Origin of the sequence: Pectobacterium quasiaquaticum (assembly GCF_014946775.2) — a bacterium.
Lineage (GTDB): Bacteria > Pseudomonadota > Gammaproteobacteria > Enterobacterales > Enterobacteriaceae > Pectobacterium > Pectobacterium aquaticum.
In genome coordinates, this window is record NZ_CP065177.1 from 2,368,523 (window position 1) to 2,395,243 (window position 26,721).

At 49.9% G+C, this 26,721-nt stretch carries 20 protein-coding genes and 1 pseudogene; 11 read left to right on the top strand and 10 right to left on the bottom strand.

Annotation, left to right across the window (positions count from 1 at the left end; genetic code table 11):
• Window position 1: 1 nt before the first annotated feature.
• The 5 genes and pseudogenes from folM to IG609_RS20715 all read left to right on the top strand — a co-directional run bounded on the left by folM (window position 2) and on the right by IG609_RS20715 (window position 3,701).
• Window positions 2-724, top strand: a complete 723-nt coding sequence (gene folM / locus IG609_RS10885; protein ID WP_193397003.1) for a dihydromonapterin reductase — start codon at window positions 2-4, stop codon at window positions 722-724.
• 316 nt (window positions 725-1,040) lie between these two features.
• The gene (gene rstA / locus IG609_RS10890) at window positions 1,041-1,778 is read left to right on the top strand and encodes a two-component system response regulator RstA (protein WP_193397004.1); all 738 of its coding nucleotides are present in this window, start codon (window positions 1,041-1,043) and stop codon (window positions 1,776-1,778) included.
• Window positions 1,775-3,088, top strand: a complete 1,314-nt coding sequence (rstB, locus tag IG609_RS10895; RefSeq protein WP_193397005.1) for a two-component system sensor histidine kinase RstB — start codon at window positions 1,775-1,777, stop codon at window positions 3,086-3,088. The genes rstA and rstB overlap by 4 nt, the downstream gene beginning before the upstream one ends.
• 177 nt (window positions 3,089-3,265) lie before the next feature.
• Window positions 3,266-3,475, top strand: a pseudogene (asr, locus tag IG609_RS10900) (acid resistance repetitive basic protein Asr); the annotation flags it as partial.
• Between the two features lie 172 nt (window positions 3,476-3,647).
• On the top strand, window positions 3,648-3,701 hold the full coding sequence (locus tag IG609_RS20715; RefSeq protein ID WP_488646040.1) for a hypothetical protein: 54 nt from the start codon (window positions 3,648-3,650) through the stop codon (window positions 3,699-3,701).
• Between the two features lie 195 nt (window positions 3,702-3,896).
• On the opposite strand, the gene hrpA is transcribed toward IG609_RS20715, so the two are convergent.
• The gene (gene hrpA / locus IG609_RS10905) at window positions 3,897-7,784 is read right to left on the bottom strand and encodes an ATP-dependent RNA helicase HrpA (protein ID WP_193397007.1); all 3,888 of its coding nucleotides are present in this window, start codon (window positions 7,782-7,784) and stop codon (window positions 3,897-3,899) included.
• Window positions 7,785-8,087: 303 nt separating this feature from the next.
• Here hrpA and IG609_RS10910 point away from each other — a divergent pair, with 303 nt between their 5' ends.
• On the top strand, window positions 8,088-8,693 hold the full coding sequence (locus tag IG609_RS10910; protein WP_102116437.1) for an FMN-dependent NADH-azoreductase: 606 nt from the start codon (window positions 8,088-8,090) through the stop codon (window positions 8,691-8,693).
• A 94-nt stretch (window positions 8,694-8,787) separates the two neighbouring features.
• Here the strand turns inward: IG609_RS10910 and IG609_RS10915 are convergent, their stop codons facing one another.
• Window positions 8,788-9,021: a YnbE family lipoprotein gene (locus tag IG609_RS10915; RefSeq protein ID WP_102116436.1), complete on the bottom strand. Its 234-nt coding sequence runs from the start codon at window positions 9,019-9,021 to the stop codon at window positions 8,788-8,790.
• Between the two features lie 15 nt (window positions 9,022-9,036).
• Complete coding sequence (locus IG609_RS10920; protein ID WP_193397008.1) at window positions 9,037-11,628, bottom strand: YdbH family protein; 2,592 nt, start codon at window positions 11,626-11,628, stop codon at window positions 9,037-9,039.
• Window positions 11,629-11,999: 371 nt separating this feature from the next.
• On the opposite strand from IG609_RS10920, the gene IG609_RS10925 reads away from it, so the two are divergent.
• The 3 genes from IG609_RS10925 to IG609_RS10935 all read left to right on the top strand — a co-directional run bounded on the left by IG609_RS10925 (window position 12,000) and on the right by IG609_RS10935 (window position 16,576).
• Window positions 12,000-13,553 (top strand): methyl-accepting chemotaxis protein, encoded by a 1,554-nt coding sequence (locus IG609_RS10925; RefSeq protein WP_193397009.1) that lies wholly within the window; start codon window positions 12,000-12,002, stop codon window positions 13,551-13,553.
• Between the two features lie 359 nt (window positions 13,554-13,912).
• Window positions 13,913-15,466, top strand: a complete 1,554-nt coding sequence (locus tag IG609_RS10930; RefSeq protein WP_193397010.1) for a methyl-accepting chemotaxis protein — start codon at window positions 13,913-13,915, stop codon at window positions 15,464-15,466.
• Window positions 15,467-15,583: 117 nt separating this feature from the next.
• On the top strand, window positions 15,584-16,576 hold the full coding sequence (locus tag IG609_RS10935; RefSeq protein WP_193397011.1) for a 2-hydroxyacid dehydrogenase: 993 nt from the start codon (window positions 15,584-15,586) through the stop codon (window positions 16,574-16,576).
• A gap of 33 nt (window positions 16,577-16,609) precedes the next feature.
• On the opposite strand, the gene IG609_RS10940 is transcribed toward IG609_RS10935, so the two are convergent.
• The 3 genes from IG609_RS10940 to IG609_RS10950 form a co-directional block, all read right to left on the bottom strand.
• Window positions 16,610-16,900 carry a putative hemolysin gene (locus IG609_RS10940; protein WP_102116431.1) on the bottom strand — a complete coding sequence of 97 codons (291 nt, stop codon included), beginning with the start codon at window positions 16,898-16,900 and terminating at the stop codon, window positions 16,610-16,612.
• A gap of 383 nt (window positions 16,901-17,283) precedes the next feature.
• Window positions 17,284-17,622, bottom strand: coding sequence for a 2Fe-2S iron-sulfur cluster-binding protein (locus IG609_RS10945; protein ID WP_193397012.1), 339 nt, complete (start codon window positions 17,620-17,622; stop codon window positions 17,284-17,286).
• Between the two features lie 36 nt (window positions 17,623-17,658).
• A complete protein-coding gene (locus tag IG609_RS10950) occupies window positions 17,659-17,811 on the bottom strand; it encodes a hypothetical protein (RefSeq protein ID WP_193397013.1) in 153 nt (50 codons plus the stop codon).
• A gap of 523 nt (window positions 17,812-18,334) precedes the next feature.
• On the opposite strand from IG609_RS10950, the gene IG609_RS10955 reads away from it, so the two are divergent.
• Window positions 18,335-18,607, top strand: a complete 273-nt coding sequence (locus IG609_RS10955; RefSeq protein ID WP_193397014.1) for a hypothetical protein — start codon at window positions 18,335-18,337, stop codon at window positions 18,605-18,607.
• Window positions 18,608-19,159: 552 nt separating this feature from the next.
• On the opposite strand, the gene IG609_RS10960 is transcribed toward IG609_RS10955, so the two are convergent.
• Both IG609_RS10960 and IG609_RS10965 read right to left on the bottom strand, forming a co-directional pair.
• Window positions 19,160-19,417 (bottom strand): hypothetical protein, encoded by a 258-nt coding sequence (locus IG609_RS10960; RefSeq protein ID WP_014915646.1) that lies wholly within the window; start codon window positions 19,415-19,417, stop codon window positions 19,160-19,162.
• On the bottom strand, window positions 19,410-22,043 hold the full coding sequence (locus IG609_RS10965) for a colicin-like bacteriocin tRNase domain-containing protein (RefSeq protein ID WP_226374036.1): 2,634 nt from the start codon (window positions 22,041-22,043) through the stop codon (window positions 19,410-19,412). The genes IG609_RS10960 and IG609_RS10965 overlap by 8 nt, the downstream gene beginning before the upstream one ends.
• A gap of 549 nt (window positions 22,044-22,592) precedes the next feature.
• On the opposite strand from IG609_RS10965, the gene ttcA reads away from it, so the two are divergent.
• On the top strand, window positions 22,593-23,528 hold the full coding sequence (gene ttcA, locus IG609_RS10970) for a tRNA 2-thiocytidine(32) synthetase TtcA (protein ID WP_193397015.1): 936 nt from the start codon (window positions 22,593-22,595) through the stop codon (window positions 23,526-23,528).
• 386 nt (window positions 23,529-23,914) lie between these two features.
• Here the strand turns inward: ttcA and zntB are convergent, their stop codons facing one another.
• Both zntB and IG609_RS10980 read right to left on the bottom strand, forming a co-directional pair.
• Entirely contained in the window at window positions 23,915-24,898 is a 984-nt protein-coding gene (zntB, locus tag IG609_RS10975; RefSeq protein WP_102116428.1) for a zinc transporter ZntB, read from the bottom strand.
• Between the two features lie 130 nt (window positions 24,899-25,028).
• A complete protein-coding gene (locus IG609_RS10980; protein ID WP_193397016.1) occupies window positions 25,029-26,645 on the bottom strand; it encodes a peptide ABC transporter substrate-binding protein in 1,617 nt (538 codons plus the stop codon).
• Window positions 26,646-26,721 lie beyond the last annotated feature (76 nt).

The following is a 26,721-nucleotide window of genomic DNA, read 5'->3' on the forward strand; positions in this document are numbered from 1 at the left end:
TGTGACAACTTTTTCTTCTGCTCCCGTGTTAATTACCGGCGGCGCACGGCGTATTGGGCTGGCGCTGGCGCGTTCGTTTCTGGCACAGTCGATTCCGGTCATCATCAGCTATCGCACACCTTATCCTGAGTTGGAGACGCTACAGCAAGATGGCGCCGTTTGTCTGACCGCCGATTTTTCCACCACGGAAAACATCTATGCGTTTGCGAAGCAAATCCAGTCGTTCACGCCGCAACTGCGCGCCATTATTCACAATGCCAGCCGTTGGGAGCCTGAAAGCCCCTCCACACCGCCAGAAAAAACGCTGGCCGATATGCTGCAAATTCATGTTTACACACCCTATTTGCTCAACCAACTGCTGGAACACTGCCTGCGTGGGCAAGGCATCGCGGGTGCGGATATCATTCATCTGACGGATTACGTGGTAGAAAAAGGCAGCGATAAACACATTGCCTATGCCGCCAGCAAAGCGGCGCTGGACAATATGACGCGGTCGTTTGCCCGCAAGCTGGCACCGGAGGTGAAAGTCAACGCGATCGCCCCCAGTCTCATCCTGTTTAATGAAAAGGATGACGAATCCTATCGTCAGCAGGCGCTGGAAAAGTCATTGATGAAAATTGCCCCCGGTGAAGCAGAAATTGTCGGGCTGGTGGATTACCTACTCAGCAGCCGTTACGTCACTGGGAAAACGCTAGGCGTTGATGGTGGACGGGCTTTGCGTTAATTCCCTGAGTATCAATAGTTGAGAGGCATAGCGTGTAACAGTGGGCTGATGAGCAGTCCGGCGGCCAAAACAGGAACGATGCGCGTCATAACAGGATTCTCCTAAAAGTAGACAATGTGTAAACGCACCAACAAACGAATTTGTTCGGCTAATTTTCATTATTTTTATCAATTTGGAAGAAATTTGCCAGACGGGTGGGCATCCGCTTATTTGCTTAGGCAAGCAAACACTTAACACCCATTTACGCTTCATTTCTCGTTTATCGCCTATCATCAGGCTATGCTATCAGTAGTGAGTTGGAGATAGCGTAGAGACTATGCATAAGATTGTTTTTATAGAAGATGATACTGAGGTGGGGAAATTGATCGCCGCTTACCTCGGCAAGCATGACATTGATGTTCAGGTTGAAGCACGAGGCGATCAGGCATTGGCCTTTATTGAGCAGCAGCAGCCCGATCTTGTGCTATTGGACATTATGCTACCCGGCAAAGACGGCATGACAATCTGTCGGGAACTGAGGCCACAGTACAGCGGCCCAATTGTGCTACTGACCTCGCTGGACAGCGATATGAATCATATTCTGGCACTGGAAATGGGTGCCGATGATTACATTCTGAAAATCACTCCGCCCGCCGTGTTGCTCGCCCGACTGCGCCTGCATTTACGGCAATATGCTGCAGCACCACAGACCGTGACGGAAAACGCCACACCCACTACGTTACAGGTGCACAAATCACTGCACTTCGGCCTGCTCTGTATCGATCCGGTCAATCGGGAAGTGACATTAGGACAAGAACACATTGTGTTATCCACCGCAGATTTCGATCTGCTCTGGCAGTTGGCGACCCATGCTGGTCACATCATGGATCGGGATGCGCTGCTGAAAAATCTACGCGGCGTGACTTACGACGGCATGGATCGCAGCATTGACGTCGCGATTTCTCGCCTGCGTAAGAAACTGTACGACAACCCACTGGAGCCGTTCCGTATTAAAACGGTGCGCAACAAAGGTTATCTGTTTGCCCCCAATACCTGGGAGAGCGTCACGCTATGAGAAAGCTGTTCGTCCAGTTTTTTCTATTGCTGTTCGCCTGCTTTGTCGTCATGACACTTCTGGTTGGGCTGGTCTATAAAGTCACGGCTGAACACGCTGGACGTCAGTCCATGGATGATCTGATGAAAAGTTCGCTGTATCTCATTCGTAATGAACTGCGCGCGATTCCGCCTCGCGACTGGCATAAAACCATCAACCAGCTTGATTTAAACCTGTCATTCAAATTACATATCGAACCGGTGAGCAAATATGCGCTGAGCCCCAAGAATCGGCAGCGTCTCAATCAAGGAGAAATTATCGCGCTGGATGATCAATACACGTTTATCCAACGCATTCCCCGCAGCCACTATGTTCTTGCCGTCGGCCCTATTCCTTATTTGTTCTTCCTGCATGAAATGCGGCTGCTGGATTTACTGCTGGTGATGCTCATCGGGCTGTCACTGGCGCTGCCGGTTTTCCTCTGGATGCGCCCACATTGGCAGGCCATGCTAAAATTGGAGAATGCCGCGCAGCGTCTGGGAGATGGTCATCTGGAGGCGCGCATTCACTTCGATAGCACCTCAAGCCTGTACCGGCTTGGCATCGCCTTCAACCGCATGGCGGATAACCTGAACCAGCTCATCAACAGCAAAAAGCAACTGATTGACAATATTGCGCACGAACTGCGTACGCCGCTGGTCAGACTGCGCTATCGGCTAGCGATGAGCGACAATCTAGCAGAAGACGAACAGCAGGCGTTAAACCGAGATATTGGTCAACTTGAAGCGTTGATTGACGAGCTGTTGACGTATGCCAGACTCGACCGTCCACAGGTGACACTGCATCTTGCCGATATTGATATTCCTTCGTGGTTACAGGCAAAAGTTGATGATTTTCGCCTGATCCACCCTGACAAACACATTTCGCTGGACATGCCCCACTCGGCACGGATTGGGGCGCTCGATTTACGTCTGATGGAGCGGGTACTGAATAACCTGATCGGCAATGGGTTGCGCTTCTGCCACAGCCGATTGCATATCAGTCTGACATCCGACGCTGGGCATATTGCCTGTTTGCAAGTCGAAGATGATGGCCCTGGTATTCCGCCAGAAAACCGAGAAAGCGTGTTTGAACCGTTTGTCCGTCTGGAAGCAGGTATCGAGAACAGCAGCGGCGGATGTGGCCTCGGACTGGCGATTGTTCATGCTATTGCCCGAGCTTACGACGGCAGCATTACCGTGGATGACAGCCCGCTCGGCGGTGCCCGTTTCCGTTTTTGCTGGCCAGTAAAAACCGCGACAGCGCAGGCAGTCATCACCATTCAGCACTAGCACCGAGACGGCGGTAATCCCGCCGTTTTCCCTGTCTTTCCCACGTTTTCGGCCTTGTACATTAGGTTACACGCCGAAACCAATCACTCACTGAAGCTGTCCTCTGTTTCTCCTATTCTCTCTCTACCAGCCCGACTGAGGGTTACGAAGCGTGAATGAGATAACGAGGAAATGATGATGAATAAAGTATTAGTTATGATCGCAGGTGCGGCACTGGGTCTGTCCTCTGTAGCGTTTGCCGCGGATACCGTAACCAACGCCCCCACTCAGCCTAAGGCTACCACTTCTGCGCCGGCTAAAGCCACTCACCATAAAAAATCGGTGAAGAAAGCACAGGCCGCTAAAAAACACGTGAAGAAAGCCAAACCAGCAACTACTACGCCAGCGGCGTAATCGGTAAGCACCGACGCCTTCCCCACTAGGAAGGCGTCACTTTCGGTGAGTCCCATTTGAAACCTATCTCCAAGGACTTGTCATAGAACAATAATCAAACACTCGGTTTCCCGGGTGTTTATTTCGTGGGGACGGGAGAATGATGCGGCGTTACTCATTTGAAATTATGTTATCCCTCGTTCTGCTCTGTGGCCTTGTCACCCTGAGTTTTTTTCTTTAGTCACCTGGCCTGTATCACGCCGTGATTAATCGCACAGCTATTAATCACGCGATTTATTCATCACCGCCAAAACACGGCGAAAGGCCATTTCATCATAAAACGTCGGGAACAGCAGTATGGTGAAGAAGCCATCAGATCGGCTTACATTGAGATTAAAAAACAGCCCTTGCTGACCCTGATGTGATGCCGAGAAAATTACCCTTCGACCTGCTCCATCGCCTGTAATACGCGCTTATCCGAGATCGGGAACGGCGTTCCTAGCTGCTGGGCAAAGTAGCTGACACGCAACTCTTCAAGCATCCAGCGCACCGCTTTCACATCGTCGTCGTCACGTCGCTCCGCAGGCAGCTTATTCCACCACTGTTGCCACGCTTGTTGAACATGCTCCACTTTCAACATCTGCGCCCGGTCGCGGTGAACATCCTGCGCCAGTTTCTCCAGACGCCGTTCTATCGCTTGCAGATAACGCAGCACGTCCGACAGACGCTGCCAGCCGTTTGCAGTCACAAAACCACGGAACACCAGACCGGTCATCTGGCTCTTGATATCACTTAACGCCAGCGCCATCGCCATGTCTACACGCCCTTTCAGACGCTTGTTAATGGTGAAGACCGCCGTTAGGATTTGCTCAACCTGTTTGGCGATATCAACCACCGTATCATTCAGTTCCGCACGCACTTTTTCATGCAACTGCTGGAAGGCCTCTTCCTGCCAGACCGGACCACCGGATGATTCAATCAGTTTATCCACCGCGCAGGCGATGCAGTCATCGATGAGATCCAACACTTTGCCATACGGATTGAAATAAAGACCGAGTTTCGCCTTGTTCGGCAGCTTTTCATGCAGATATTTAATCGGCGACGGAATGTTCAGCAATAACAGACGGCGCAGCCCCTGCCGCATCACCTGCTGTTGCTGGTGCGGCGTGTCGAACAAGCGAATCGCCACGCTATCCTTTTCATCCACCAACGCCGGATAAGCTTTAACCGAGTAGCCGCCACGCTTCTGCTCATAGCAGTCCGGCAACGAACCGAAGCTCCAGACGTGCAGACCGCGCTGCTCCAGCCCGTCATCCACTACGGATGACAACGTTTGCTGCACTTTATCCTTAAGCTGATCTTTCAGCGCGTTCAGATCTTTGCCTTCCCGCTGCGTCCGATTTTTCTCATCAATGACGCGGAATGTGATTTTCAGATGATCGGGCACCTGATCCCACTGCCACGCCTCACGCGGCACCGTCACGCCCGTCATCAGCCGCAGTTCACGCTCCAGCGCATCCAAGAGTCCTTTCTCTAATGGCGTGGTACGCGCCAGAAACGCTTCGGCATAGTTCGGTGCAGGAACAAAGTTACGACGTAATGGCTTAGGCAACGATTTAATCAGCGCGATCGTCAGTTCGCGGCGTACGCCGGGAATCTGCCACTCAAAGCCCTCTTCACGCACCTGATTGAGAATAGGCAGCGGAATATGAACCGTAACACCATCGGCGTCCGCGCCCGGTTCAAACTGATAAGACAAGCGTAATTTCAGGCTGCCCTGATGCCAGAAGTTCGGGTAGTCCAGCGCGCTCACCTTCTCCGCGCCGTCTTTGATCAACATGCTCTTTTCAAAATTAAGCAGGTCAGCATTATCCCGGCTAGCGGCTTTCCACCATGTGTCAAAATGGCGTGACGACACCACATCATGTGGCAACCGCTGGTCATAGAAAGCAAACAGCGTCTCGTCATCGACCAAAATGTCGCGGCGGCGCGATTTATGCTCGAGATCTTCCACTTCCGCCAGCAACTTGAGGTTGGCGCGGAAAAAGGCGTGATGCGTTTGCCAGTCGCCTTCTACCAGCGCGTGGCGGATAAACATTTCACGCGACAGCGCTGGATCAATTTGGCTGTAGTTCACCTTGCGCGCCGCGACAATCGGCAGCCCGAAGAGCGTCACCTTCTCCTGCGCCATCACAGTGCCCTGTGCTTTTTCCCAATGAGGATCGCTGTAGCTCCGTTTAATCAGGTGCTGAGCCAGCGGTTCGATCCACTCGGGCTCAATACGCGCGGCAATACGTCCCCACAAACGGCTGGTTTCCACCAGTTCAGCGACCATCGTCCACTTAGGCGGTTTTTTGAATAGCCCCGAGCCTGGGAAAATCGCAAACCGAGCGTTACGCGCGCCGCTGAACTCCTGTTTTTCAATATCTTTCTGTCCGACATGTGACAACAAGCCAGTGAGCAGCGCACAGTGAATGCTCAGGTAATCTGCCGGTTCGCTATTGACCGGCAGTCCCAGCTCTTTCACAACCTGACGCAACTGCGTGTAGATATCCTGCCATTCGCGCACGCGCAGGTAGTTAAGGAAATCCGTACGGCACTGGCGGCGGAATTGGCTGGAAGACAGTGCCTTTTGCTGGTCACGCAGGTAATCCCACAGATTGACGAAAGCCAGAAAATCGGAGTCTTTATCGGCAAAACGACGGTGTTTCTCATCCGATGCCTGTTTCTTATCCATCGGCCTTTCGCGCGGATCCTGAATCGACAGCGCCGCGGTGATGATCATCACTTCACGCACACAGCCGGTTTTACGCGCTTCCAGCACCATTCGCGCCAAACGTGGATCGATCGGCAATTGTGCCAGTTGTTGCCCCTGCGGCGTCAGGCGGTAATGCCCGTTCTCCGCCAGATTAATCGCGCCTAATTCCTCCAGCAGCCGCACGCCGTCCTGAATGTTGCGTTTATCCGGCGCTTCAACAAACGGGAACGCGGCGATATCGCCTAGCCCCAGCGACGTCATTTGCAGAATGACGGAAGCCAGATTGGTACGAAGAATCTCGGGATCGGTAAATTCAGGCCGCGACAGGAAATCCTGCTCGGAATAGAGACGGATACACACCCCAGCAGCGACACGGCCACAGCGTCCTTTACGCTGATTCGCCGACGCCTGCGAGACGGGTTCAATCGGTAGGCGTTGTACCTTGGTGCGGAAACTGTAGCGGCTGATGCGTGCGGTACCGGGGTCGATCACATAGCGAATCCCTGGCACGGTGAGTGAGGTTTCCGCCACGTTGGTCGCCAGCACGATACGGCGACCGTGATGTGATTGAAAGACGCGGTTCTGTTCCTGATTCGACAGGCGGGCGTACAGCGGGAGGATTTCAGTATGCGGCAAGTCCAGACGAGTCAGCGCCTCTGCCGTATCGCGAATTTCACGTTCACCGCTCATGAAGACCAGAATATCCCCCAGCCCTTCGCGCGTCAGTTCATCAACCGCATCAAAAATCGCCTGTAGCTGATCGCGATCGCTGTCATCAGCATCTTCCACCACGGGACGATAGCGCACGTCCACCGGATAGGTTCGTCCGGACACTTCAATGATCGGTGCGTTATTAAAGTGGCGGGAGAAGCGCTGTGGATCGATGGTCGCCGACGTAATAATCACTTTTAAATCAGGGCGCTTTGGCAACAGCTGACGCAAATAGCCCATGATGAAATCGATATTCAAGCTGCGTTCATGCGCTTCATCGATGATTAGCGTGTCGTACTGCATCAACAGGCGATCCTGCTGAATTTCCGCCAGCAGAATACCGTCGGTCATCAGTTTGACCAGCGTATTGTCACTCACCTGATCGTTAAAGCGGACTTTATACCCTACGCTGCCACCCAGCGGCGTTTCCAGCTCGGCAGCAATGCGGTCAGCAACGGTTCTGGCTGCCAGACGACGCGGCTGCGTGTGGCCGATTAAACCGTGCACGCCGCGCCCCAGTTCGAGACAGATTTTCGGCAGTTGCGTAGTTTTACCCGATCCTGTCTCGCCCGCGACGATAATCACCTGATGATGACGCAGCGCATCCAGTATCTCGTCTTTTTTCTGGCTAACGGGCAGTTGTTCGGGATAGTGAATAGCCGGACAGCTTGCCCGCCGGTTCTCGACTTTCTGGCGCGCGGCAGCGATTTCCCCCTCAATTTCCTGAGCGATCGCCGCCTGAGCCTGCGGGCTACTGACCTTCGCCGCACCCTGTAAACGGCGGCGCAGACGTTGCCGATCGCGAAGCATTAGCTCACTTAACTGCGTAGATAATGCACTGAGAGGTGATTTCACGTTGCTCTTCCTTAATCGTTTCTCTAATTCTTGTTTCTGCTGGGACGATGCTCGCCGCCGAATCGGGTTCGATGGAGCCTCATCTACTTTCAAGGCACGAAATTTTTAAGCCGTGGATAGTAGCACATTGTCATAAACGGCTCTAATCGCTCCTGCCCGGTCTTAGTCAAACATCGTCTTATTCAATAAAATCGAATAATGACCTCGAATATTTGCACTTTTCTCTTTCCAGATCACCGCATAAGATGTGACGCATCAAGGGCGTTATGGTGTCGCCCACTTCAATCACTAAAGGAATTGGCAATGAGCAAAGTATTGGTTCTGAAATCAAGCATTTTGGCAGGTTATTCTCAGTCAAACCAACTGGCCGACCACTTCACCGCCGAGTGGCAGTCTGCACATCCAGACGACAGTATCACCGTCCGCGACTTGGCCGCTCAACCGATTCCGGTTCTTGATGGCGAATTAGTCGGCGCACTGCGTCCTTCTGATGCCGCCCTGACACCGCGTCAGCAGGAAGCCCTGAAACTGTCCGACGAACTGATCGCGGAATTGCAAGCACATGACGTTATCGTCATCGCTGCACCAATGTACAACTTCAACATTCCGACTCAGTTGAAGAACTACTTCGACTTGGTTGCCCGTGCTGGTGTGACGTTCCGCTACACCGAGCAAGGCCCAGAAGGCCTGGTGAAAGGTAAACGCGCTATCGTATTAACCAGCCGTGGTGGCATCCATAAAGGCACACCAACCGACCTGCTGGAACCGTACCTGCGCGTCTTCCTGGGCTTCCTTGGTCTGACCGACCTTGAGTTCGTATTCGCAGAAGGTTACGGCTACGGCCCAGATGTGGCACAGAAAGCCACAGAAGCGGCGAAAACCCAGTTGTCTCAGTTGGTCACCGCATAACGAATCGTTGTTTATAACGGATGATTGTTTATAACGGATCATTGTTTATAACGGATCATTGTTACCGACCTTGCCATTGCTTTACTTGGCTTAACTATTGCGCGCCTTCCGGCGCGCTTTTCTTTATCTCATCGCCAGCCGCATTATCCGACTTTTCCAGCAATTGCGTCGCGTCTTTATCCGCTTTGATGTGAATCTCATGCTCGATCTTCACGTTCATATTGATAGTGATGGGTTCTTTGGGCGCAGCCACTTCGATTCGCGGCACACATCCCGTCAGGAAAGCGACTGTGCAACCTACCGCCAGCCATGTCTCGCACTTGTTCATTGTTCTACCTTGAATTTATTCATTGGCCTGCTGTTCCAGCGTATCCCGCACGTTATCGCCAAAACGCAAGCTGCGCCATAGCTGGAAGATGTTCTCCTGATGGCGATAGTTAAGAATCACTTGGCGTTTCGCACTGAGCTGCGGGTTTTTCCCCTGCACCTGCGACGTTAATGTCAGTTCACCCTGATTATCCAAGTCAAGCGTGGCATAGGAACGCCCAATTTCCAGATAACGCAGCCAGCCAATCGCCGCCCCGCCTGCCAGATTTTTCCTCGCTAACTCATCGGCCAGTTGATTATCCAGTTGCAGCGTCAGGAAACCATCATTGGTAATGCGTCCGCCTTCAATCAATGTGGTCGGGTGATTAAAATTCAACGGAAGCGTGCCGCTCACGCGCCCAGACAGCGCAAACTGCTTTTGCTTCAGCACCGTCATGAGTTCGCTGAGATCCACACTTTTCACGGTAAATAGCGCGGGTTCACGCTGTGGCCAGCGCAGCGTAGACAGGCCAATATGCCCATCTAATACATCCATATCAGCCTGAGACATCACCAGCGGCTGTCGCTCACTGTACGGGTAAAAACCCTGGAGATCGACGCGGATATGGCTCATCCGAAACAGGTTATCCAGCACGTCGATTCGTAGCGCAACAGGCTGCTTGACGCCCAGTTGCCAACGCTGATCTTTCAGACGGTAAGGCAGAACAAAGTTGACGCCGCTAACTTCACCATCCTGTAGCCACAGCCCGCCATTTTTCACAACCCAATGTCCGCCCGCGCTGAATCCTTCTTTACGTGCAGCAGAGAATGCCGCCTGTGCGTAAAATTGTCCGGCGCGGATGTTCATTTTTAACAACGGAGAAAGCAGAGGCTGAAACACCTTAAGCGGCTGTGTCGGCCACCACGCGCCCCCGCGCAATCGCTCCCCATCCCAACGGCCACGCAGCCTGACCGGCCCGATATCGTTAGCCTGTAACTGCCCCTGTAGCTGGAAATCATCCGGACTACGTCCCTGCATAACCAGCGTTAGCAACGAAGGCGGCAAATAGCCCCCGCTACTGAAGTGCGTCCGTTCAGAGGCCAGTTGCAGCGCACCTTGAAAATGTTCACCCGAACGAGCACGCTGCCAACGGATAGGCTCAGTGATCGTCAGGCGGGGCTGGTGCACCGTCACAATGCCGTAGCCTAACTGATCCAAGCCACTCGACAGTTGGCTAACTTCAATCAGGGTATCCTGCCACTGGCCTCGACCAGCCACGTCCCACTGACCTTTGAGCGGCGGAAGCTGGCCATTGCCCCAATAGCGCCATTGCCACTGCCCCTGATCCGGCAAGAAATCCTGTGCCTGACCGTCAAGGTGCAGGCTAAAGCGCCCCCAGTATGCTTCCCGCGCCTTCACAATCGCCTGTAGTCGCCCATTCACGCCCGTCGCACTGACTCGGACGCCCGCCAGCGGCCAGCGCGCTTCTTCAAGATAAAATTGCGGCGCTGGCGTTCCCCAGGCACGCAGCAGCGCACCAGGTAAAAGAGAGAGTTCGGGATTGAGAATAGAGCCCTGCAACACTCCCGGCAGCGTCGCCGTCAGGGAGAGTGCGGGTAAGTTTGCCTGTCCGGTAAGCTGAAAGCGCAATTCGCTGTTGAGCAGGCCGATATTGCCCGGCCCCAGCACCAACACGGCATTCGCCTTGCCATTATGCCCTTGCGTCAGCATGTTCAACCGCGCGTTAATCCTGGTGGCATCCAGCCCTTGTCGCCAGTGCTGTAATGTTATGGCAACCTGCCCGGAGAGCGGCTGATCGGTATAAGGCCAGCGCCAGATGCCGTTAGTCACCTGAATCACCTCATCCGTCAACTGCCACGGCAGCGATATCAGCGGCATCTCATCATTCGCCGCATTTAGTACCAGCTCACCCGCTTGATGATGCCAGTCCAGCAGGAGCGAAAGCGGATCCGGCGTTTGCCCTGAATCCAGTTTTCCGGTGAGCCGCCCCTGCACCGGAGCAGCATCCAGCGTATCGGCCAGTTCCATCTCACCACTGACTAGCAGGCGCGCGAACCCCGCTGGCGTTGCGACCATGCTCTCATGCAGGGTCAGACGCTTATCGTTCAGTTCTGCCTTAAACGCCAGTTGATCGCTCTGATAATCCAGCGTTTGTTGCCGCTTGCCGTCGCTGCTGAGTCGCACCTGTCCGGCGTAATCCTGCCAGGGCTGTAGCGTAAACGTCTTCACCTGAATATCGGCCGCAGGTAATCGCTGCTGCCATTGCGCCAACGGCACCGCTGGCTCGGTGCTGCTGCTTGCTGGCACATACTGTAGGCAGTCGCTGTTTAACGTCACGGCATCAATATCGACATGCCATCGCCAGCTATCCCAACGCAGCGTCATATTCCGTACTTCAACGAGCGTGCACTCCCCAGCCATAAGACTGAACCCCGCGCTATGCAGCCCACCGCCCTGCCAGCCAGCCGTCCCATTCACGGTCAAAGACATCTCAGTCGGAAGCCAGATTTTGGCAAGGCGCGGTAGCCACTGCGGCAGTGCTCGCCAGAGCAGAAACAGCAATATGGCGAACAGGAAAGTCATTGAAAGCGAACGTTTTTTAATCATTATCGTGAGTTAAGCATCCTGTTCGATAGCGGTAAAATTCGTCCTGTATAGCTCTGTCGATTATCCATTCACAAATCGCTCTTTTTTGTTAACAAATAACCCCATCCAACTCACATTTACTACCATTGTGCGTACGTACTCATTACCCTTTCGTGGTAAAATGTTTAATTAAGGTTATATTTTGTAATAAATCACGTTATCTCATCATGAACAAAGCGTTTACGGGTAGATATCAGGATTATCTCCTTCTGCCAGGCCGCCTTAAAAAAAGCAATGAGCAACCTGACCATTACCGCTATCCGCTGATTCATTGTTGTGGGTATGCCTCATGTTAAATCAGTATTCGGACACAGCATATCAAGGACTGCTTTATGCGTAATAACACCCCTGTAACCGACCGCCAACTCCCTCTTTCTGAAAAAACCAGACTCATGTCGGTCACCACGCCAGAAAGCCACATTACCTACGCAAACAAAGATTTTATTGATGTCAGTGGTTATACCGCTGATGAGCTAATGGGGCAGCCCCATAATCTTATCCGACACCCAGATATGCCACCAGCAGCCTTCGCGGATATGTGGAAAACGCTGCGCGCAGGCAATATCTGGACAGGAATTGTGAAAAATCGGTGCAAAAATGGCGACCATTACTGGGTAAAATCCAGCACCACGCCGCTGAGAAAAGGCGGTGAAATTAGCGGTTATATGTCTGTACGGACCGCCGCCTCACCCGATGAAATTCGTCAGGCCGAGGGACTCTATGCCAGTGCAAATGAAGGTAAACTGAAATATCGCACCTTCCATCATGGTCTGCTTATTTATACGGGGCCATTACGCATCCTGAGTCTTTTTAAAACCATGCCGCTACGCTGGCGCATCCGCAGCTATTTTCTGCTCTTTAGCCTGATTCCGCTCATTACCGCCTATTCCCTGCTGGCGGGAACGGCATTGGCTTCCGTACTCTTCCCGCTGCTTATTGCCTGCTGTTTTGTCAGTGGCGAGCTTCTGGTGCACCATATTGCCCGCCCCATTGAGCAAATTTTGTCTCAGGCCATGCGTTCCGCCGCTGGGCAGGCGGACAATCTGACGCAGCTTAATCGCGTGGATGAAATTGGTATGTTAATGCGGGCGGTAAACCAGTCCGGTATGAATTTCCGCACCTTCGTAGACGATGTGAACACCAATCTGAGCGAGCTGAAAAACGCCTGTAATGAAATCGCGCAAGGCAACCATACCTTGGCACAGTGCTGCGAGGAAACGGAAGAAAGCCTGCAACAAACCGCCGCCTCCGTGGAACAGCTTACTGCAACAATAAAAAGCAATGCGGAAGCCTCGCTTCAGGCCTCACGCTATACGCAGGATGTGAATCAGGCGGTGAACTCTGGTGAGCAGGCTGTCAGCCAGGTCTCCGATACCATGGAGACGATCACCCGCTCCAGCGAACGGATTACAGATATCGTCAGCGTGATGGATAATCTTGCGTTCCAGACCAATATTCTGGCCGTGAACGCCGCCGTCGAAGCCGCCCATGCCGGAGAGCAGGGTAAGAGCTTTGCGGTAGTCGCCAGTGAAGTGCGCTCGCTGGCACAGCGTAGCGCCTCCTCGTCTAGCAATATTTCGACCATCATTGACGAAACGCTGAATAGCATTCGTACCGGTGAACAGCAGGTTTCACACACGCATAAATCCATGAGCAATATTCTGCTGCAGGTTCAGCACGTCACCAATTTGATGAATGAGATCAGCCTCGCAACGCAGGAACAATCTCAGGGGCTGGAGCAAATTAATGAAGCGGTAAACCGTATTGATGAGCTCACGCATCAGAATACCGCGCTGGCTAGTCAATCACATTCGGCCACCGATCACCTGCAACAGCAGATCTCGAGTATGGTACAAGCCGCCTCTGTCTTTAGCCTTTCCCGCTAGCTAATCTCATCTTCACGGGCGCTCACATCAGGGCGTCCGTCGCCCTGTTTCCTTATCATTTTTCTCTTTCTTCTTTCTCTTTCTTCAACCTGCGTTGGCCACAGTGCAAATTCACAGAGTCATAATATACTTAACAAATGAATGCTTCTGGCCATCGGTACGTGTTCTGGTAGCGAGTTGGGTTCAGGCACTAATGTTTTAAAGAAAAAATAACGGACAACACGATTAAGACTATATAAGTCTACTCGCTAAGTATTTCGTGAAGATTGCCGTTAATTAAATAGCGCCCATCAATTTCCGTTCGCTAATAGATCTAAAAACATCATATTTATGCTTGCTTATACTAAAAGGATCAATAAATGCGTAAGAATTTTCCTGTCAGTGATATTCAGTATTTATTAGATGAAAAAGCCAAGCTGATGTCGGTTACCACCATCGATAGCGATATCACTTATGCCAATGACGATTTTATTAATGCCAGTGGTTACGACTTTGAGGAAATTCTGCACCAACCTCACAATATCGTGCGCCACCCGGATATGCCGCCGCAGGCGTTTGCCGACATGTGGGAGACGCTGGAGGCCGGTAAAATCTGGACGGCCGTCGTCAAAAATCGCCGCAAGAATGGCGACTATTATTGGGTAAAAGCCAGTACAACGCCGTTGATGAAGGAAGGGAAAATAACAGGATATATGTCGGTACGAACGCGCGTTCCACCGGAAGATATTCGGCAGGCTGAAGCACTTTATCGCCAAATGAATGAAAATAAATTAAAAAACCACCGACTCTTTCAGGGATTGTTAATTTATAAAGGCCCGCTAAAATTTCTTAGCTTATTTAACGTTATTCCCGTACGTTGGCGGATAAGAAGTTATATATTCCTTTTCATGCTATTGGCATTGTTTTTCTTACTTACCACTCTTCCACAGACGACTCCGCTATTCATTTTTGCTTTGGTGCTGCTTGCTGGCGCAATCGTAACCAGTGAATTATTAGTTCAACATCTGGCAAAACCTCTGGAAAAAATCCTACGCCAGGCGATTAACTCCGCATCTGGGCAGGCAGATAACTCGTTTCAACTTAATCGCGTGGATGAAGTCGGCATGTTATTACGCGCCGTGAATCAATCCGGCATGAATTTCCGCACGTTTGTCGATGATGTCAACGGCAAGCTGACCGAACTCCGCCACGCCTGTGGTGAAATTGCTTCTGGGAATTACACGCTGAGCCAGCGCTGTGAAGATACCGCACAAAGCTTGCAATCTACCGCATCCTCAATGGAAGAACTGACGGCGACGATTCAAAGTAACGCGTCTGCTTCACAGTTAGCAACACGCTGTGCGAACGATGCCAATCAGGCAGTCGATGCGGGTGAAAAAGCGGTTAATCAGGTCACGGACACCATGGCGGTCATGACTCGTTCCAGCAACGAGATAACCGACATCATCAACGTACTGGATAATCTGGCGTTCCAGACCAATATTCTGGCACTTAATGCAGCCGTAGAAGCCGCTCACGCCGGAGAACAGGGTAAGAGTTTCGCCGTGGTTGCGGGGGAAGTCCGTATTCTGGCACAGCGTAGCGCCGTCGCCGCCAAAGACATCGCGGCGATTATCGACACCACGATCGCCAACATCCACACCAGTGATAAACTGGTCAGCAACACCAGTAAGTCGATGAACCATATATTGACTCAAGTGCAGCAAGTAACGCAGCTTGTGAATCAAATCAGCTTAGCGACACAAGAGCAATCGCAAGGGCTGGGGCAGATAAACTCGGCGGTGAACAACATTGATGAATTGACGCGTCAGAACACCATTTTGGCGACGCACTCCAGTTCTGCCATTAACAGCCTGGAACAGCAGATCTCCACGATGTCCGAAGCCGTGTCGGTTTTCAGTACGTCTCGCTAACATCGTTCTGACGCTATTACTCTCTCAATTTCAAACCGTTACTGTCAGTCAGGTAACGGTTTGTCACCGCCCGATTTTCTGATAGCTTAACCTAAGGATTTTTCGGAGAAACTATCAATGAAACTGGCAATTTACAGCACTAAGCAGTATGACCGTAAATATCTGGAGCAGGTCAATCAGCAGTTTGGCTATGAGCTGGAGTTTTTTGATTTCATGCTGACGTCACGCACCGCGAAAACCGCCGCAGGCTGTCAGGCCGTCTGCATCTTTGTGAACGATGACGGTGGGCGCGAAGTGTTAACCGAACTGGCTGCGTTGGGCATTAAAACGCTGGCGCTACGCTGTGCAGGCTTTAACAATGTCGACTTGGAGGCCGCTAAGGAGCTGGGTATCAGCGTGGTACGCGTTCCTGCGTATTCCCCCGAAGCCGTCGCCGAACACGCCGTCGGCCTGATGCTGACGCTTAACCGCCGCATTCACCGTGCCTATCAGCGTACCCGCGATGCGAACTTCTCTCTGGAAGGGCTAATTGGCTTCAATATGCACAACCGGACGGCGGGCATTATCGGCACCGGAAAGATCGGCATCGCCACCATGCGCATTCTGAAAGGCTTTGGCATGCGGTTGCTGGCCTTCGATCCCTACCCGAACCCGCAGGCACTGGAATTAGGGGCGGAATATGTCGATCTAAAAACGCTGTATGCCAATGCGGACGTTATCTCCCTGCACTGCCCACTGACGCAGGAGAATCATCACCTGCTGAATCAAGCGGCCTTTGCGCAAATGAAAAACGGCGTCATGATCGTCAATACCAGCCGTGGTGGCCTGATCGACTCGCAGGCCGCTATCGACGCGTTGAAGCAACAGAAAATTGGCGCACTGGGCATGGACGTTTATGAAAATGAGCGCGATCTCTTCTTCGCAGATAAATCCAACGATGTGATTCAGGACGATATCTTCCGCCGTTTATCCGCGTGCCACAACGTACTGTTTACTGGGCATCAGGCGTTCCTGACGGAAGAAGCGCTAATCAGCATTTCCCAAACTACGCTACAAAACCTCAAAGACATCAGCCAGAACGCGTCTTGTGTAAATCTGGTTACCTCTTAAGTTTTCCTGCGGCAGTGCTGACTGCCGCAACACTCACCCTGCCGGGCAACTTCCATTCATCAGCGATTGTTCGCTACAGCGCTTACCATTAGCTAACTGACAGGCTCCCACGCTCGCACCATCAAGCTGCCGGGAGATCGCCATCGTTCCACCAATCAACGTACAGTTAACGTCAACCGGCGAGCTGCTTTTCAGCAACACGACAGCGTTTTTATCATCATTTTGCGTGGCATCTTGCTGGGTAGCGGCAGTGTTATCACTATGATTGCTGCATCCCGCCAGCAGCAACGCAGCAGCAGTACATAGCCATGGCAATAATTTCATGTTTTAGCCTCGGGTCGGGGGAGTGAAGGTTCTGACACCACGTTTGGCATCAACACTTATCGAATAGATTTTTCAGACGAAGACTATATCTATCACACCTCGGGATGGCAACACAGAGCTCAATGTGAGTAACTGGGAAAAGATCAAGGAAATGGTAGGTTATATGGGAAGTGAAGCGACTATAGAGTAATCCTTATAGGAAGCATGATAGTCTGCCCCAAAATTGGACACCCATTTTTAGATCAACGTTTATAGTAAGGTCGATATACGCAGTTTTTTGCGCAATACACTATTTTGACATTCGCCAGATGTTTTGATAATGATCCCTTCTTTACGAAGAGATCATATTTTCCATTTAAAGGACTCAAGTTAAAAAGCTTAAATCAGTTCCAATTCTGCCAGTCTTCAAAAAATACCTCCTGGGCTTTCTCTTCATCGTATAGAAGCGGTTCCACACCTGTCCGAATAACACAATCGCTTTGGGGATACGCTGAACATGTTGATATGAATTTTATTTTTTGCTTATCGTCTAGAAATGAGCTGTCATCTTCAACTTGGCCAGTAATTAGTAGCGCAATACATGAAGAACATGCTCCTGCACGACATGAGTAAGGTAAATCAACACCAGCCTCCTCGAATGCATCTAAAATGCATTCGTCATCAGAAACTAAAAGTTCTACACCAGAGGTTAAATCTCTAATTTTATAGCTATAAGTTGCCATTATTATATCCTTTTATTTTAACAATTTAATTGTGTTTCATCGTGCACAAAAACACTTCGCACGATTGCACCCAAACCGTTTTTTATTTGAGTCATCGGCGCGATTCTCTTTATCAACAACCTCCTCTTTTTTATTAATACCTTCTAAATCATGTTCATTTTTTAAACGTTCATTGCTTTCTTTTTCCATTTTCCCCCTCTTTATTAAGTTTATTCATGATCATGGTGGGAATTTCCGCTCAGCCGATGACAGTAGTCACAGCACGAGAGATATATTACGTTTAATGTCTATTTAATTATTTTAAATTACTTTACTAACCAGTTTATTTTTGGTCAGTACTGAATACGACTCAGATTGTATTACCGGGCGAGTAAGCGGCAGCAGAAATGAACGACAGCCTTCGATGGCAGAGCCAAGGAAACAGCGTTCAGAACGTAACGTGGTTAGTCGATGGCTTGTTGCATAAACTTTTTGATATTTATATTTAAAAACATAATCACCACACTAATTATATTTTTAAATATCTTAATCACTAACAAAAAACATAAAACCTATTATTTTTTGATATGCTTTCACTTTATTAATATAAAGAGAATGGCGTTCTTTCTTGCCAAGTAAAATTAAATAACCTGGTCTCATTTTACTGCCCTGTAAATATATTAACAGGGAAACACAGTGATATATTACCAATCAAATTAAATGAGGTGAAATAATGTCAGATCAACTTACTGGTGGATGGACTGCTTTCCGTGATTTGAATGATGCTGATAAATCACTTTTTAAATCTACCGTACATTTACTGGGTGTAGCTTATACGCCGCTATTTGTTGCAACACAGGTGGTATCAGGCACGAACTACTCGTTCCTGACCAAAGGTACGGTAACGACACCAGAGGCACCTCTAAAAATTGTCAAAATTCATATTTATAAGCCGCTGAGCGGCGATGCGCACATTACTAAAATTGAAGAAGTCCTGCCGCAATAACGCAATAAATAACGCTACAGTCAGTGGATTTAACTCACAAGCTGTAGCGTGGTTATATATCTCCTACTTCCCTGCTTTGCCAGAGCCGCCTCCTGCCTTACCTGAATTTCCGCCCGAAGATGAAGGTGCATTACCTCTATTGCCACCCGATGGATTTCCAGTTGTGCTAGGCCAGTTCCCTCCCTGTTGAGGGTGACTTGACGATGCTCCTCTTGATGCACCTTTACTCATGATATCTTCCTCTCTTGTTTGAACACACCTCTATCAGGATAGTAATAAGCGACACCGTTGCCAAAAATGCCTTCATGTCACGATTACAGCCAAACAGAATGCAGGTTGTGCTTTTCTGTTATCCCTGTGAAAAAGTGAGTAAAAGTAGTGATTACCTTAACGTCCTAACAAAAAAAACTTACCCGCACAAAAAAGCCACCCGAAGGTGGCCGATACTGATTTTGTGGTATAAAAAAACCGGAGCAGCTTTTTAAGGCATACTCCGGTATCTTTCGCGAATTTAGCGCGTATTAATTAAGAACACAAGTAATTAACTTTAGGTTAGAAACCGTATTTTTTATCAGTTACAAACTTTGGAGCCACCCAATTAGTCCCTTTTACAACTGTGCCATTCTTATCTTCAAGGATGCCCTTGTGGAAAAGTTCATTGTATTTAGCGAAAAGCTCGCCACTGGATATAACGTCGAAATTACTATAAGTATAAAGTCTATCCAATTGTTTATAATCTGATGTTAATGCAAAAACGGTAAGCACATCTTCCAATGTTTCATTTTGGATAACTTCTTTCATATTAGCCATGTTTCCCTCCTAATGCGTCTTTGAGTTCCTGTTCGTAGGCTGCTTGCAAAGCAGCATCAGTGTACAACGGTTGCTCTTTCTCATTAATTTTGTAGTCTTCAAGCGTCGCTGTGTGTGTGTCGTTCCAAACAGCGCTTTCTTCTTGAATGCTACTAGGCACTTCACCGTCTTTGATGCCTAAATTTCTGTAGCGGTTTAACTCCCTTAATTCATGCGTATAGAATCGCTTGTCAGTATCCGTGGCCGTGATTTGACCATTCAGTATGTTTTCCAAACGTTCAATCATCACTTTGTTTTCAACCGACGCTTTGAAACGCCCTGTGTGTAATTTAACATTGTCCACACCTGCATGGTCAATCTTAACGTTTTTCCAATCCAGCTCCAAGATCGGACCGCCTGCCTTATCTGGATTATAATAACGTTTGCTATATTTTCCTTTTTCCGTCCCACCATACGGATTACTGTTAAACACGACATAAATGGGTTCCACGCCAGAACCAGACGCAGTTGGCAACCAGATTATATAGTCATCAATATCCACTGGATCAGCAACTGGTGTTACCGTAACTGTGATTTTATCAACAGGTTTAACATCAACACCAGTATTCAGTAATGCTTTATAGTCAGGTGCAGTAGTACCCGTATTACCGACATTTCCGGTCGGAGGAAACGCTGGGTTTTCCAGTACAAGGCGAGATGGAACACCATCAATTTCTGCACTAAAAATACCCGTATTTTTGTCATAACTGCCCGCGACACCTCTGACACTCGAAGGGATTCGCAGACTACCCGCTTTGAATGCCCGAAGAACCCTTTCTCCATTCTCATCAGAAAATGCCAGACGAATGGGAAGATCCAGACTTCCATTTTTCTTGGCCAAATCGTCCAAGTTAATAGGAGATTTATATCCCGGAATATCTTTTACTGGGATGGAAAATAAAACATCGACATCCTTCCCAACAATCTTACCGCTGCCAATCATCCCTTGTGGATTATATGAAAAAGAGGCTAATGCCCCCGAAGGAACACTTTGGGAAAGTGATGTAACAGCATAAAAATCTGACAGCAATTTACTAAGTTGAGTTTGCACTGTGCCAAATGTTGATACATTAACCCTGTTGCGTTTCCTATCTTGTTCATACTTAAGTTTCTGATCGGCAAATTTTTTATCCTGTTCAGCTTTTTTCCTACTTTCAATCGCAATGATCAGGGATTTTTCAGCGTTGCTAATGAGCTCTTTGCTTTTTAGCAATTCACTGCGGAGATAACCGTAATATTCCAGAGCCTGCTCTTTGTATACGTCACCTAAGACAAACATCGTTTCGCTGGGATCATTCAGCATATCTTGTGAAAGATTGTTCACAGAATATTTTGTAATGACATCATGCCAACTGATTTCGTCAGTAAGCAAAGCACCAGCTCCCTGCGCAAGGAGAGCATTGAGTTTTGCAACTGAATCGACCAGAACGGAGAAATTGAACTTTATCTGCGCATAATCCCCATATTCAGGGACATCATATATTTCGGGCCATTCGGCTTTAGCCGGGTATTTCACTGGATCAGCTAACGTCAACCCATTAGGTGAAGTTTTAAGATTATTAAGTGCTAACTCTGCGCGCTTAACTCCTCGCTCAGCCTCCGCTTCTGCATTTATCGCATCCTGAACTTTACGCTCTGCCGCAGCAACAGGATGTCGCAACAACCACTCCTGCTCACGGCGCTTGGCCTCTTCAACCTGCTTTTTCTCTTCCTCGGCGGTGACAATTTTTGAAAGAGACACATACACAGGTTCATGATCGCTGCCAAAATCAATAAATGCATGGTGCGTATCAGCTACTGGCGAGGAAAGGAAAGAAGATACCTGAATATCATCTTTTACTTTCGGCGGATTCTGTGCCAAAGCAGGTTTGGTATTATCGACCTTGATTTGGAATGCAGGCTCACCAGCAATAATTTTCGCTGAATACACACCTGGCATTGCCGTTTTCTCCGCTTTAACCACGGGAATATTCGCGACTGGCGCATTCGTCGCAGGCTGAGTAAGGGTAAGTTGGCGCTGGGAAAGCTCTGTATTAATAACACTCTGAGCCAATAAACTGGCAGGGGCTGTTGGCAATGATTTAATTTCACTGACGGGCAGACTACTGACTAACCCCGCAGGCATTGCAGTAACGTTATACCCTTTATTTAACACTCCCTGCTGGGCAGCTAACTGAGCCAGAGCCTGCTGGTGCGCTTGATTATATATAGAATCAAGACTGCTAGGTGCCGTGCTGGAAGGCCACATTGCACCGACAGTGACACCTAATAATCGCCCAGCGACGGGGAGTGCTCTGCTAATCACTGTACTGATTTTGGCAAGGCCAGTCTCAATTACTGCCGCATTTATAGTAAATCCGGGAGTTCCATAAATAGGATAAACTGGCATCGGTAGCGCGACTGCCAAATAAGGATTTACGATAGCCTGCTTTTCCGGGTTCTTACTCAAATTAACAGCAGAGCCGCCTTTATCATTGTTCCTGTCATTACCACCTTTACGGTCATCGTTTGAAACCCAACCGCCGCCGCCGCCATCTACGGTCATTGTGTCTCCATCGTTTGGAGCATATAAACGGTACTTAATCATTGAAGTCCTCCATCACAAAATGCCAATACTGTATTTTTATACAGCCTCGCAATTATAGAGACTTCGCAGATCTAACTAAAGCATTCGCCTAATTCCATAAACACAGTTAATAAACTGATTTTAAAAATCTATTTTATCAATTTTCCCCTGAATGCTTTGCATCATCTGCGCGTTCAACGTCTCAATCTCCCGCGTCGTGTTCTTCATATCCTTTCACAGTTTCCTTAGTTAGACCGGCACTGGAAGCGCTTCAATCTCAAATGAAAATCACGGGGAACCAGTGTGCGAATGATATTGTCTATCACCACAAAGAATATGGCCTTACTGAAATCCAGCGTTTACGCTTCGTTTTTCTACCTCAAGCGCGCAAAGGTGAGTAAAAGTAGCAACGCCCCTCACTCACCGAGTAATTCTGGAACACCACTGTAAAACGATCTGGTATTCGTCGCCGTAATCCGTACCATACACGCCATGATCGTGCAGACCGTGTTGACGTCTGCGCTGAACCGTTTTCCATCCGCAACGCCTTTTGCAACGAGCACAGATAAAATGCAAGAAAATCAACAAATTAACCAGAAACAGCAATACAATTTGAACAAATTGCAAAAGCGCCTGCGGCGTAACGTCGGCGAAGCTATCGCTGATTTTAATATGATTGAAGAAGGCGACCGCATTATGGTGTGCCTGTCCGGCGGGAAAGATAGCTTTACCATGCTGGAAATTCTGCGCAATCTGCAACAGAGCGCGCCGATTAACTTTTCTCTGGTGGCGGTGAATCTGGATCAGAAGCAACCGGGGTTCCCGGAGCACGTTCTGCCACAGTACCTTGATAGCATCGGCGTGGAGTATAAGATCGTCGAAGAAAATACCTACGGAATTGTGAAAGACAAGATTCCAGAAGGGAAAACCACCTGTTCACTGTGTTCACGCCTGCGCCGCGGCATTTTGTATCGTACCGCGACGGAGCTCGGCGCAACAAAAATCGCCCTTGGTCACCACCGCGACGATATCCTGCAAACGCTATTCCTGAACATGTTCTACGGCGGGAAACTGAAAGGCATGCCGCCGAAGCTGATGAGCGACGACGGTAAGCATATCGTCATCCGTCCTCTTGCTTACTGCCGTGAAAAAGATATCGAACGCTTTGCTGAAGCCCGTCAATATCCGATTATTCCGTGCAACCTGTGCGGGTCGCAGCCAAATCTGCAACGTCAGGTGATTAAAGACATGCTGCGCGACTGGGACAAACGCTATCCTGGCCGTATTGAGACCATGTTCAGCGCCATGCAGAACGTTGTGCCGTCTCATCTTGCCGATCATACGCTGTTCGATTTTAAAGGCATTCGTCACGGTAGCGACGTGGTGGATGGTGGCGATCTGGCTTTTGACCGTGAAGAACTGCCGTTGCAGCCCGTTGGCTGGCAGCCAGAAGACGATGACGATGTGCCATCCGTGACCCGTCTTGACGTGCTGGAAATAAAATAAGCGCAACACTCCCATGAGGGAATGGCATTACCCTAAAGAATAGAGACACGGTGGCAAGAAGCAGCGGTTGCTGTTTCACCACCGTGCTTATTGCAAAGGCATTTTACAACGTCGTTTGGGATGGACAGGCAGAAGTGGGATCGAAAGACAAAAAAAAGCCGACAAAACTGTCGGCATGGTGTGAATCAATTGTGCTATGCAGTAATTCAAAAAAGGAAGTAAGACAATATGGAGCGCAACGCCCATCGCTTGACGTTGCATTCACCTGCGGGAATGATAGTGCCGCACAACAGGGTAAAAAATGTTGATATTGCTCAATTTACGCGTGGTTTTTTAGCCGTTCGCGACAGATTGTGATTATCTGCGCCCCCACTCGCCGCAAGTCGTTATAGCCATTTACTGCGTTTTAACCACCATGCAACGCCGCCCACCAATATCACCAACATCAGACAGAACGTGAAAAAACCAAACGGCGCATCGCCGCCGGGAATTCCCCCTAAGTTGACGCCAAATAAGCCGGTTAAGAACGTCGTCGGCAGGAACACCATCGCCAAAAGCGACATCGTATAGGTACGGCGGTTCATCGCTTCGGTCATCAAGGCGGTGATTTCATCCGACAGTACCGTGGTGCGCGCAATACTAGCGTCCAGATCTTCCAGCCCGCGTCCTAATCGATCGGCAATTTCCTGCATTCTGCGGCGATCGTCATCCTGCATCCAAGGCAATCTCTCGCCGGAAATACGCGAGAAGACATCACGCTGTGGCGTCATATAGCGGCGTAACACAATAAGCTGTTTGCGGATCAGTGCCAGCCCACCGCGAGGTGGGATTTTTTGCTCCAGTAAATCCTCTTCCAGATCGATAATTTTCTCATGCAAATCATCAATAAACTCGCTGGTATGATCGGTTAACGATTCGGCAATGGAGACCAACCAGCTTCCGCTGTCCGTCGGGCCATTGCCTTCCTTCAGGTCGGTAAGAATTTCGTCGATAGCCAGAATCTTACGGCGTCGGGTAGAAATGATCAGCTTGTCGGTAATGAACACCCGAACGGCCACCAGTTGATCTGGCCTCGCATTGGCATTCAGGTTAATGCTGCGCAGCGTGATCAACGTACCTTCCCCCAAACGCGTAACTCTGGGGCGAGCGCTCTCCCCCGCCAGCGCATTGCGTACGCTATCCGGCACCCGCGTCGTTTTATTCAGCCAGCGCACGCTGGCGGGCAAGGTAGAATCCAGGTGTAGCCAGCAGGGTTTCTCGCTGTTAGCCACATCCTGCTCGCCAATCGGGGTCACGCCCCCTTTTCCATCCAACTGATACGCATGAACCGCACCGCTGTGTTGCAACTCTTTTCCTGCCAAGGATTCCACGTCTTGCCTCCAACGGTTTTGGCTATCAGCACTTTTACTATCCGCGTTGCTCTCTGTCTCTGCCAGCCGGCGCGACCATCACGATCGCGCTGGCTTTATCGCCACATTATCCGATGTATTAATACGGTACTTAATGCTTTTCGATGTAAAGCATGTGGCTGTACGCCACGTCTTCAGGGTTAGTCATCGGATAGCCCTTCACCCACGGTTTGATCAGGCGTCCGTTGGTGTATTGATAGATCGGCGCAATCGGTGCTTCATCCATCAAGATCTGTTCTGCCCGATTGTAGTCCGCATTCAGCGCCTCCAGGTTAGTCTGATTACCCGCTTCATCCAATAGGCGATCGTAATTCGCATTTTTAAAGCGCGCGATATTCCCGCTATGGTGTGATGTCATCAGAGAAAGGAACGTCGAGGGTTCGTTATAGTCACCGACCCAGGACGCGCGCACGACGTCAAAATTACCGCTATTACGGCTGTCGATGTAAGTTTGCCACTCTTGATTGGATAAGCGAACGTCTACCGCCAGCGTTTTCTTCCACATAGAAGCCACGGCAATCGCGATCTTCTGGTGGCTTTCCGACGTGTTGTACAGCAGTGATAGTTTCAGTGGATTATTGGGACCATAACCTGCGGCCGCCATCAGCGCTTTTGCCTGCGCATCCAGCTCATCTTGAGAATACTGCTGCAACAGGCTTTCCGTCGGTTTGAAGCCCGCGGTGACATCCGGCGTAAAGTGCCAAGCCGGTTTTTCCCCCGTGCCTAAGACTTTTTCCGCAATCACTTTACGATCGATGGCGTAAGATAGCGCTTTTCGTACTCGGGCATCATTGGTCGGCGCACGCTGCGTGTTAAACGCATAATAATAGGTGCCAAGCTGATCTGGCGTATAAACCTGGCCGGGCAAGTCTTTCAGCAGCTTCTGGTACAGGTTTTTAGGAAACGACTCGGTGATATCGATATCCCCAGACAGATAGCGTTTTGTCGCGTTCGATTCTTGATTGATGGGAACAAAGGTTACCTTCGTCAGGCGCGTATTGGCGTTATCCCAATAATATTGATTCTGCGTGAGCACCAGCTTCTCATTAACGACGCGCTGATCCAGCTTAAACGCGCCATTGCCAATCAGATTGCCTGGCTTCGTCCAGTCGTTCCCGAATTTTTCTATCGTGGCCTGATGCACAGGAAACAGGCTGAAATTTGCCGTCAGGCTGACAAAATAAGGTACAGGCTTGGTGAGTTGTACTTTCAGCGTGTGATCATTGACGGCCGTCACACCAAGCTGATCGACGGGCAGTTTGCCCGCGAGAATCTGCTCGGCATTCTGAATCCCCGCCAGTCGAGCAAACCAGGCGAACGGCGAACTGTTTTCAGGAGTGACCAGACGACGCCAACTGTAGACAAAATCCTTTGCCGTAACGGGTTCACCGTTAGACCAGCGGGCATTGTCACGCAGGGTAAAGATAAACGTGCGGTTATCGGTCGTCTGCCAACGCAGCGCTACGCCCGGGACGAGGTTCCCCTTCGCGTCCTGATTGACCAGCCCTTCAAACAGATCACGCGCCACCTGTGCTTCCGGTAGCCCTACCGCTTTTATCGGATCGAGAGAAGCGGGTTCATCTTTAATGTGGCGGACAATTTCCTGTTTCTCAGCTAAAACCGTTCCCGCCGGAACCTGCGCCGCGACGGCATTGCCCGTCATGGCAGCCATCAACGCGGAATAAAATGCAGAATATCCATAATGCATGATGATTTGACCTGAAAGCGTAATGAATTGATTGAAGAATATAATAGTCAGAAATCAGCGCTATCATCCAGCGATA

Coding starts and splice junctions, on each gene's coding strand:
- rstA (WP_193397004.1), top strand. CDS start 1,041: ATGCATAAGATTGTTTTTATAGAAGATGATACTGAGGTGGGGAAATTG.
- rstB (WP_193397005.1), top strand. CDS start 1,775: ATGAGAAAGCTGTTCGTCCAGTTTTTTCTATTGCTGTTCGCCTGCTTT.
- IG609_RS10910 (WP_102116437.1), top strand. CDS start 8,088: ATGAGCAAAGTATTGGTTCTGAAATCAAGCATTTTGGCAGGTTATTCT.
- IG609_RS10915 (WP_102116436.1), bottom strand. CDS start 9,021: ATGAACAAGTGCGAGACATGGCTGGCGGTAGGTTGCACAGTCGCTTTC.
- IG609_RS10920 (WP_193397008.1), bottom strand. CDS start 11,628: ATGATTAAAAAACGTTCGCTTTCAATGACTTTCCTGTTCGCCATATTG.
- IG609_RS10925 (WP_193397009.1), top strand. CDS start 12,000: ATGCGTAATAACACCCCTGTAACCGACCGCCAACTCCCTCTTTCTGAA.
- IG609_RS10930 (WP_193397010.1), top strand. CDS start 13,913: ATGCGTAAGAATTTTCCTGTCAGTGATATTCAGTATTTATTAGATGAA.
- IG609_RS10935 (WP_193397011.1), top strand. CDS start 15,584: ATGAAACTGGCAATTTACAGCACTAAGCAGTATGACCGTAAATATCTG.
- IG609_RS10940 (WP_102116431.1), bottom strand. CDS start 16,900: ATGAAATTATTGCCATGGCTATGTACTGCTGCTGCGTTGCTGCTGGCG.
- IG609_RS10945 (WP_193397012.1), bottom strand. CDS start 17,622: ATGGCAACTTATAGCTATAAAATTAGAGATTTAACCTCTGGTGTAGAA.
- IG609_RS10950 (WP_193397013.1), bottom strand. CDS start 17,811: ATGGAAAAAGAAAGCAATGAACGTTTAAAAAATGAACATGATTTAGAA.
- IG609_RS10955 (WP_193397014.1), top strand. CDS start 18,335: ATGTCAGATCAACTTACTGGTGGATGGACTGCTTTCCGTGATTTGAAT.
- IG609_RS10960 (WP_014915646.1), bottom strand. CDS start 19,417: ATGGCTAATATGAAAGAAGTTATCCAAAATGAAACATTGGAAGATGTG.
- IG609_RS10965 (WP_226374036.1), bottom strand. CDS start 22,043: ATGATTAAGTACCGTTTATATGCTCCAAACGATGGAGACACAATGACC.
- ttcA (WP_193397015.1), top strand. CDS start 22,593: ATGCAAGAAAATCAACAAATTAACCAGAAACAGCAATACAATTTGAAC.
- IG609_RS10980 (WP_193397016.1), bottom strand. CDS start 26,645: ATGCATTATGGATATTCTGCATTTTATTCCGCGTTGATGGCTGCCATG.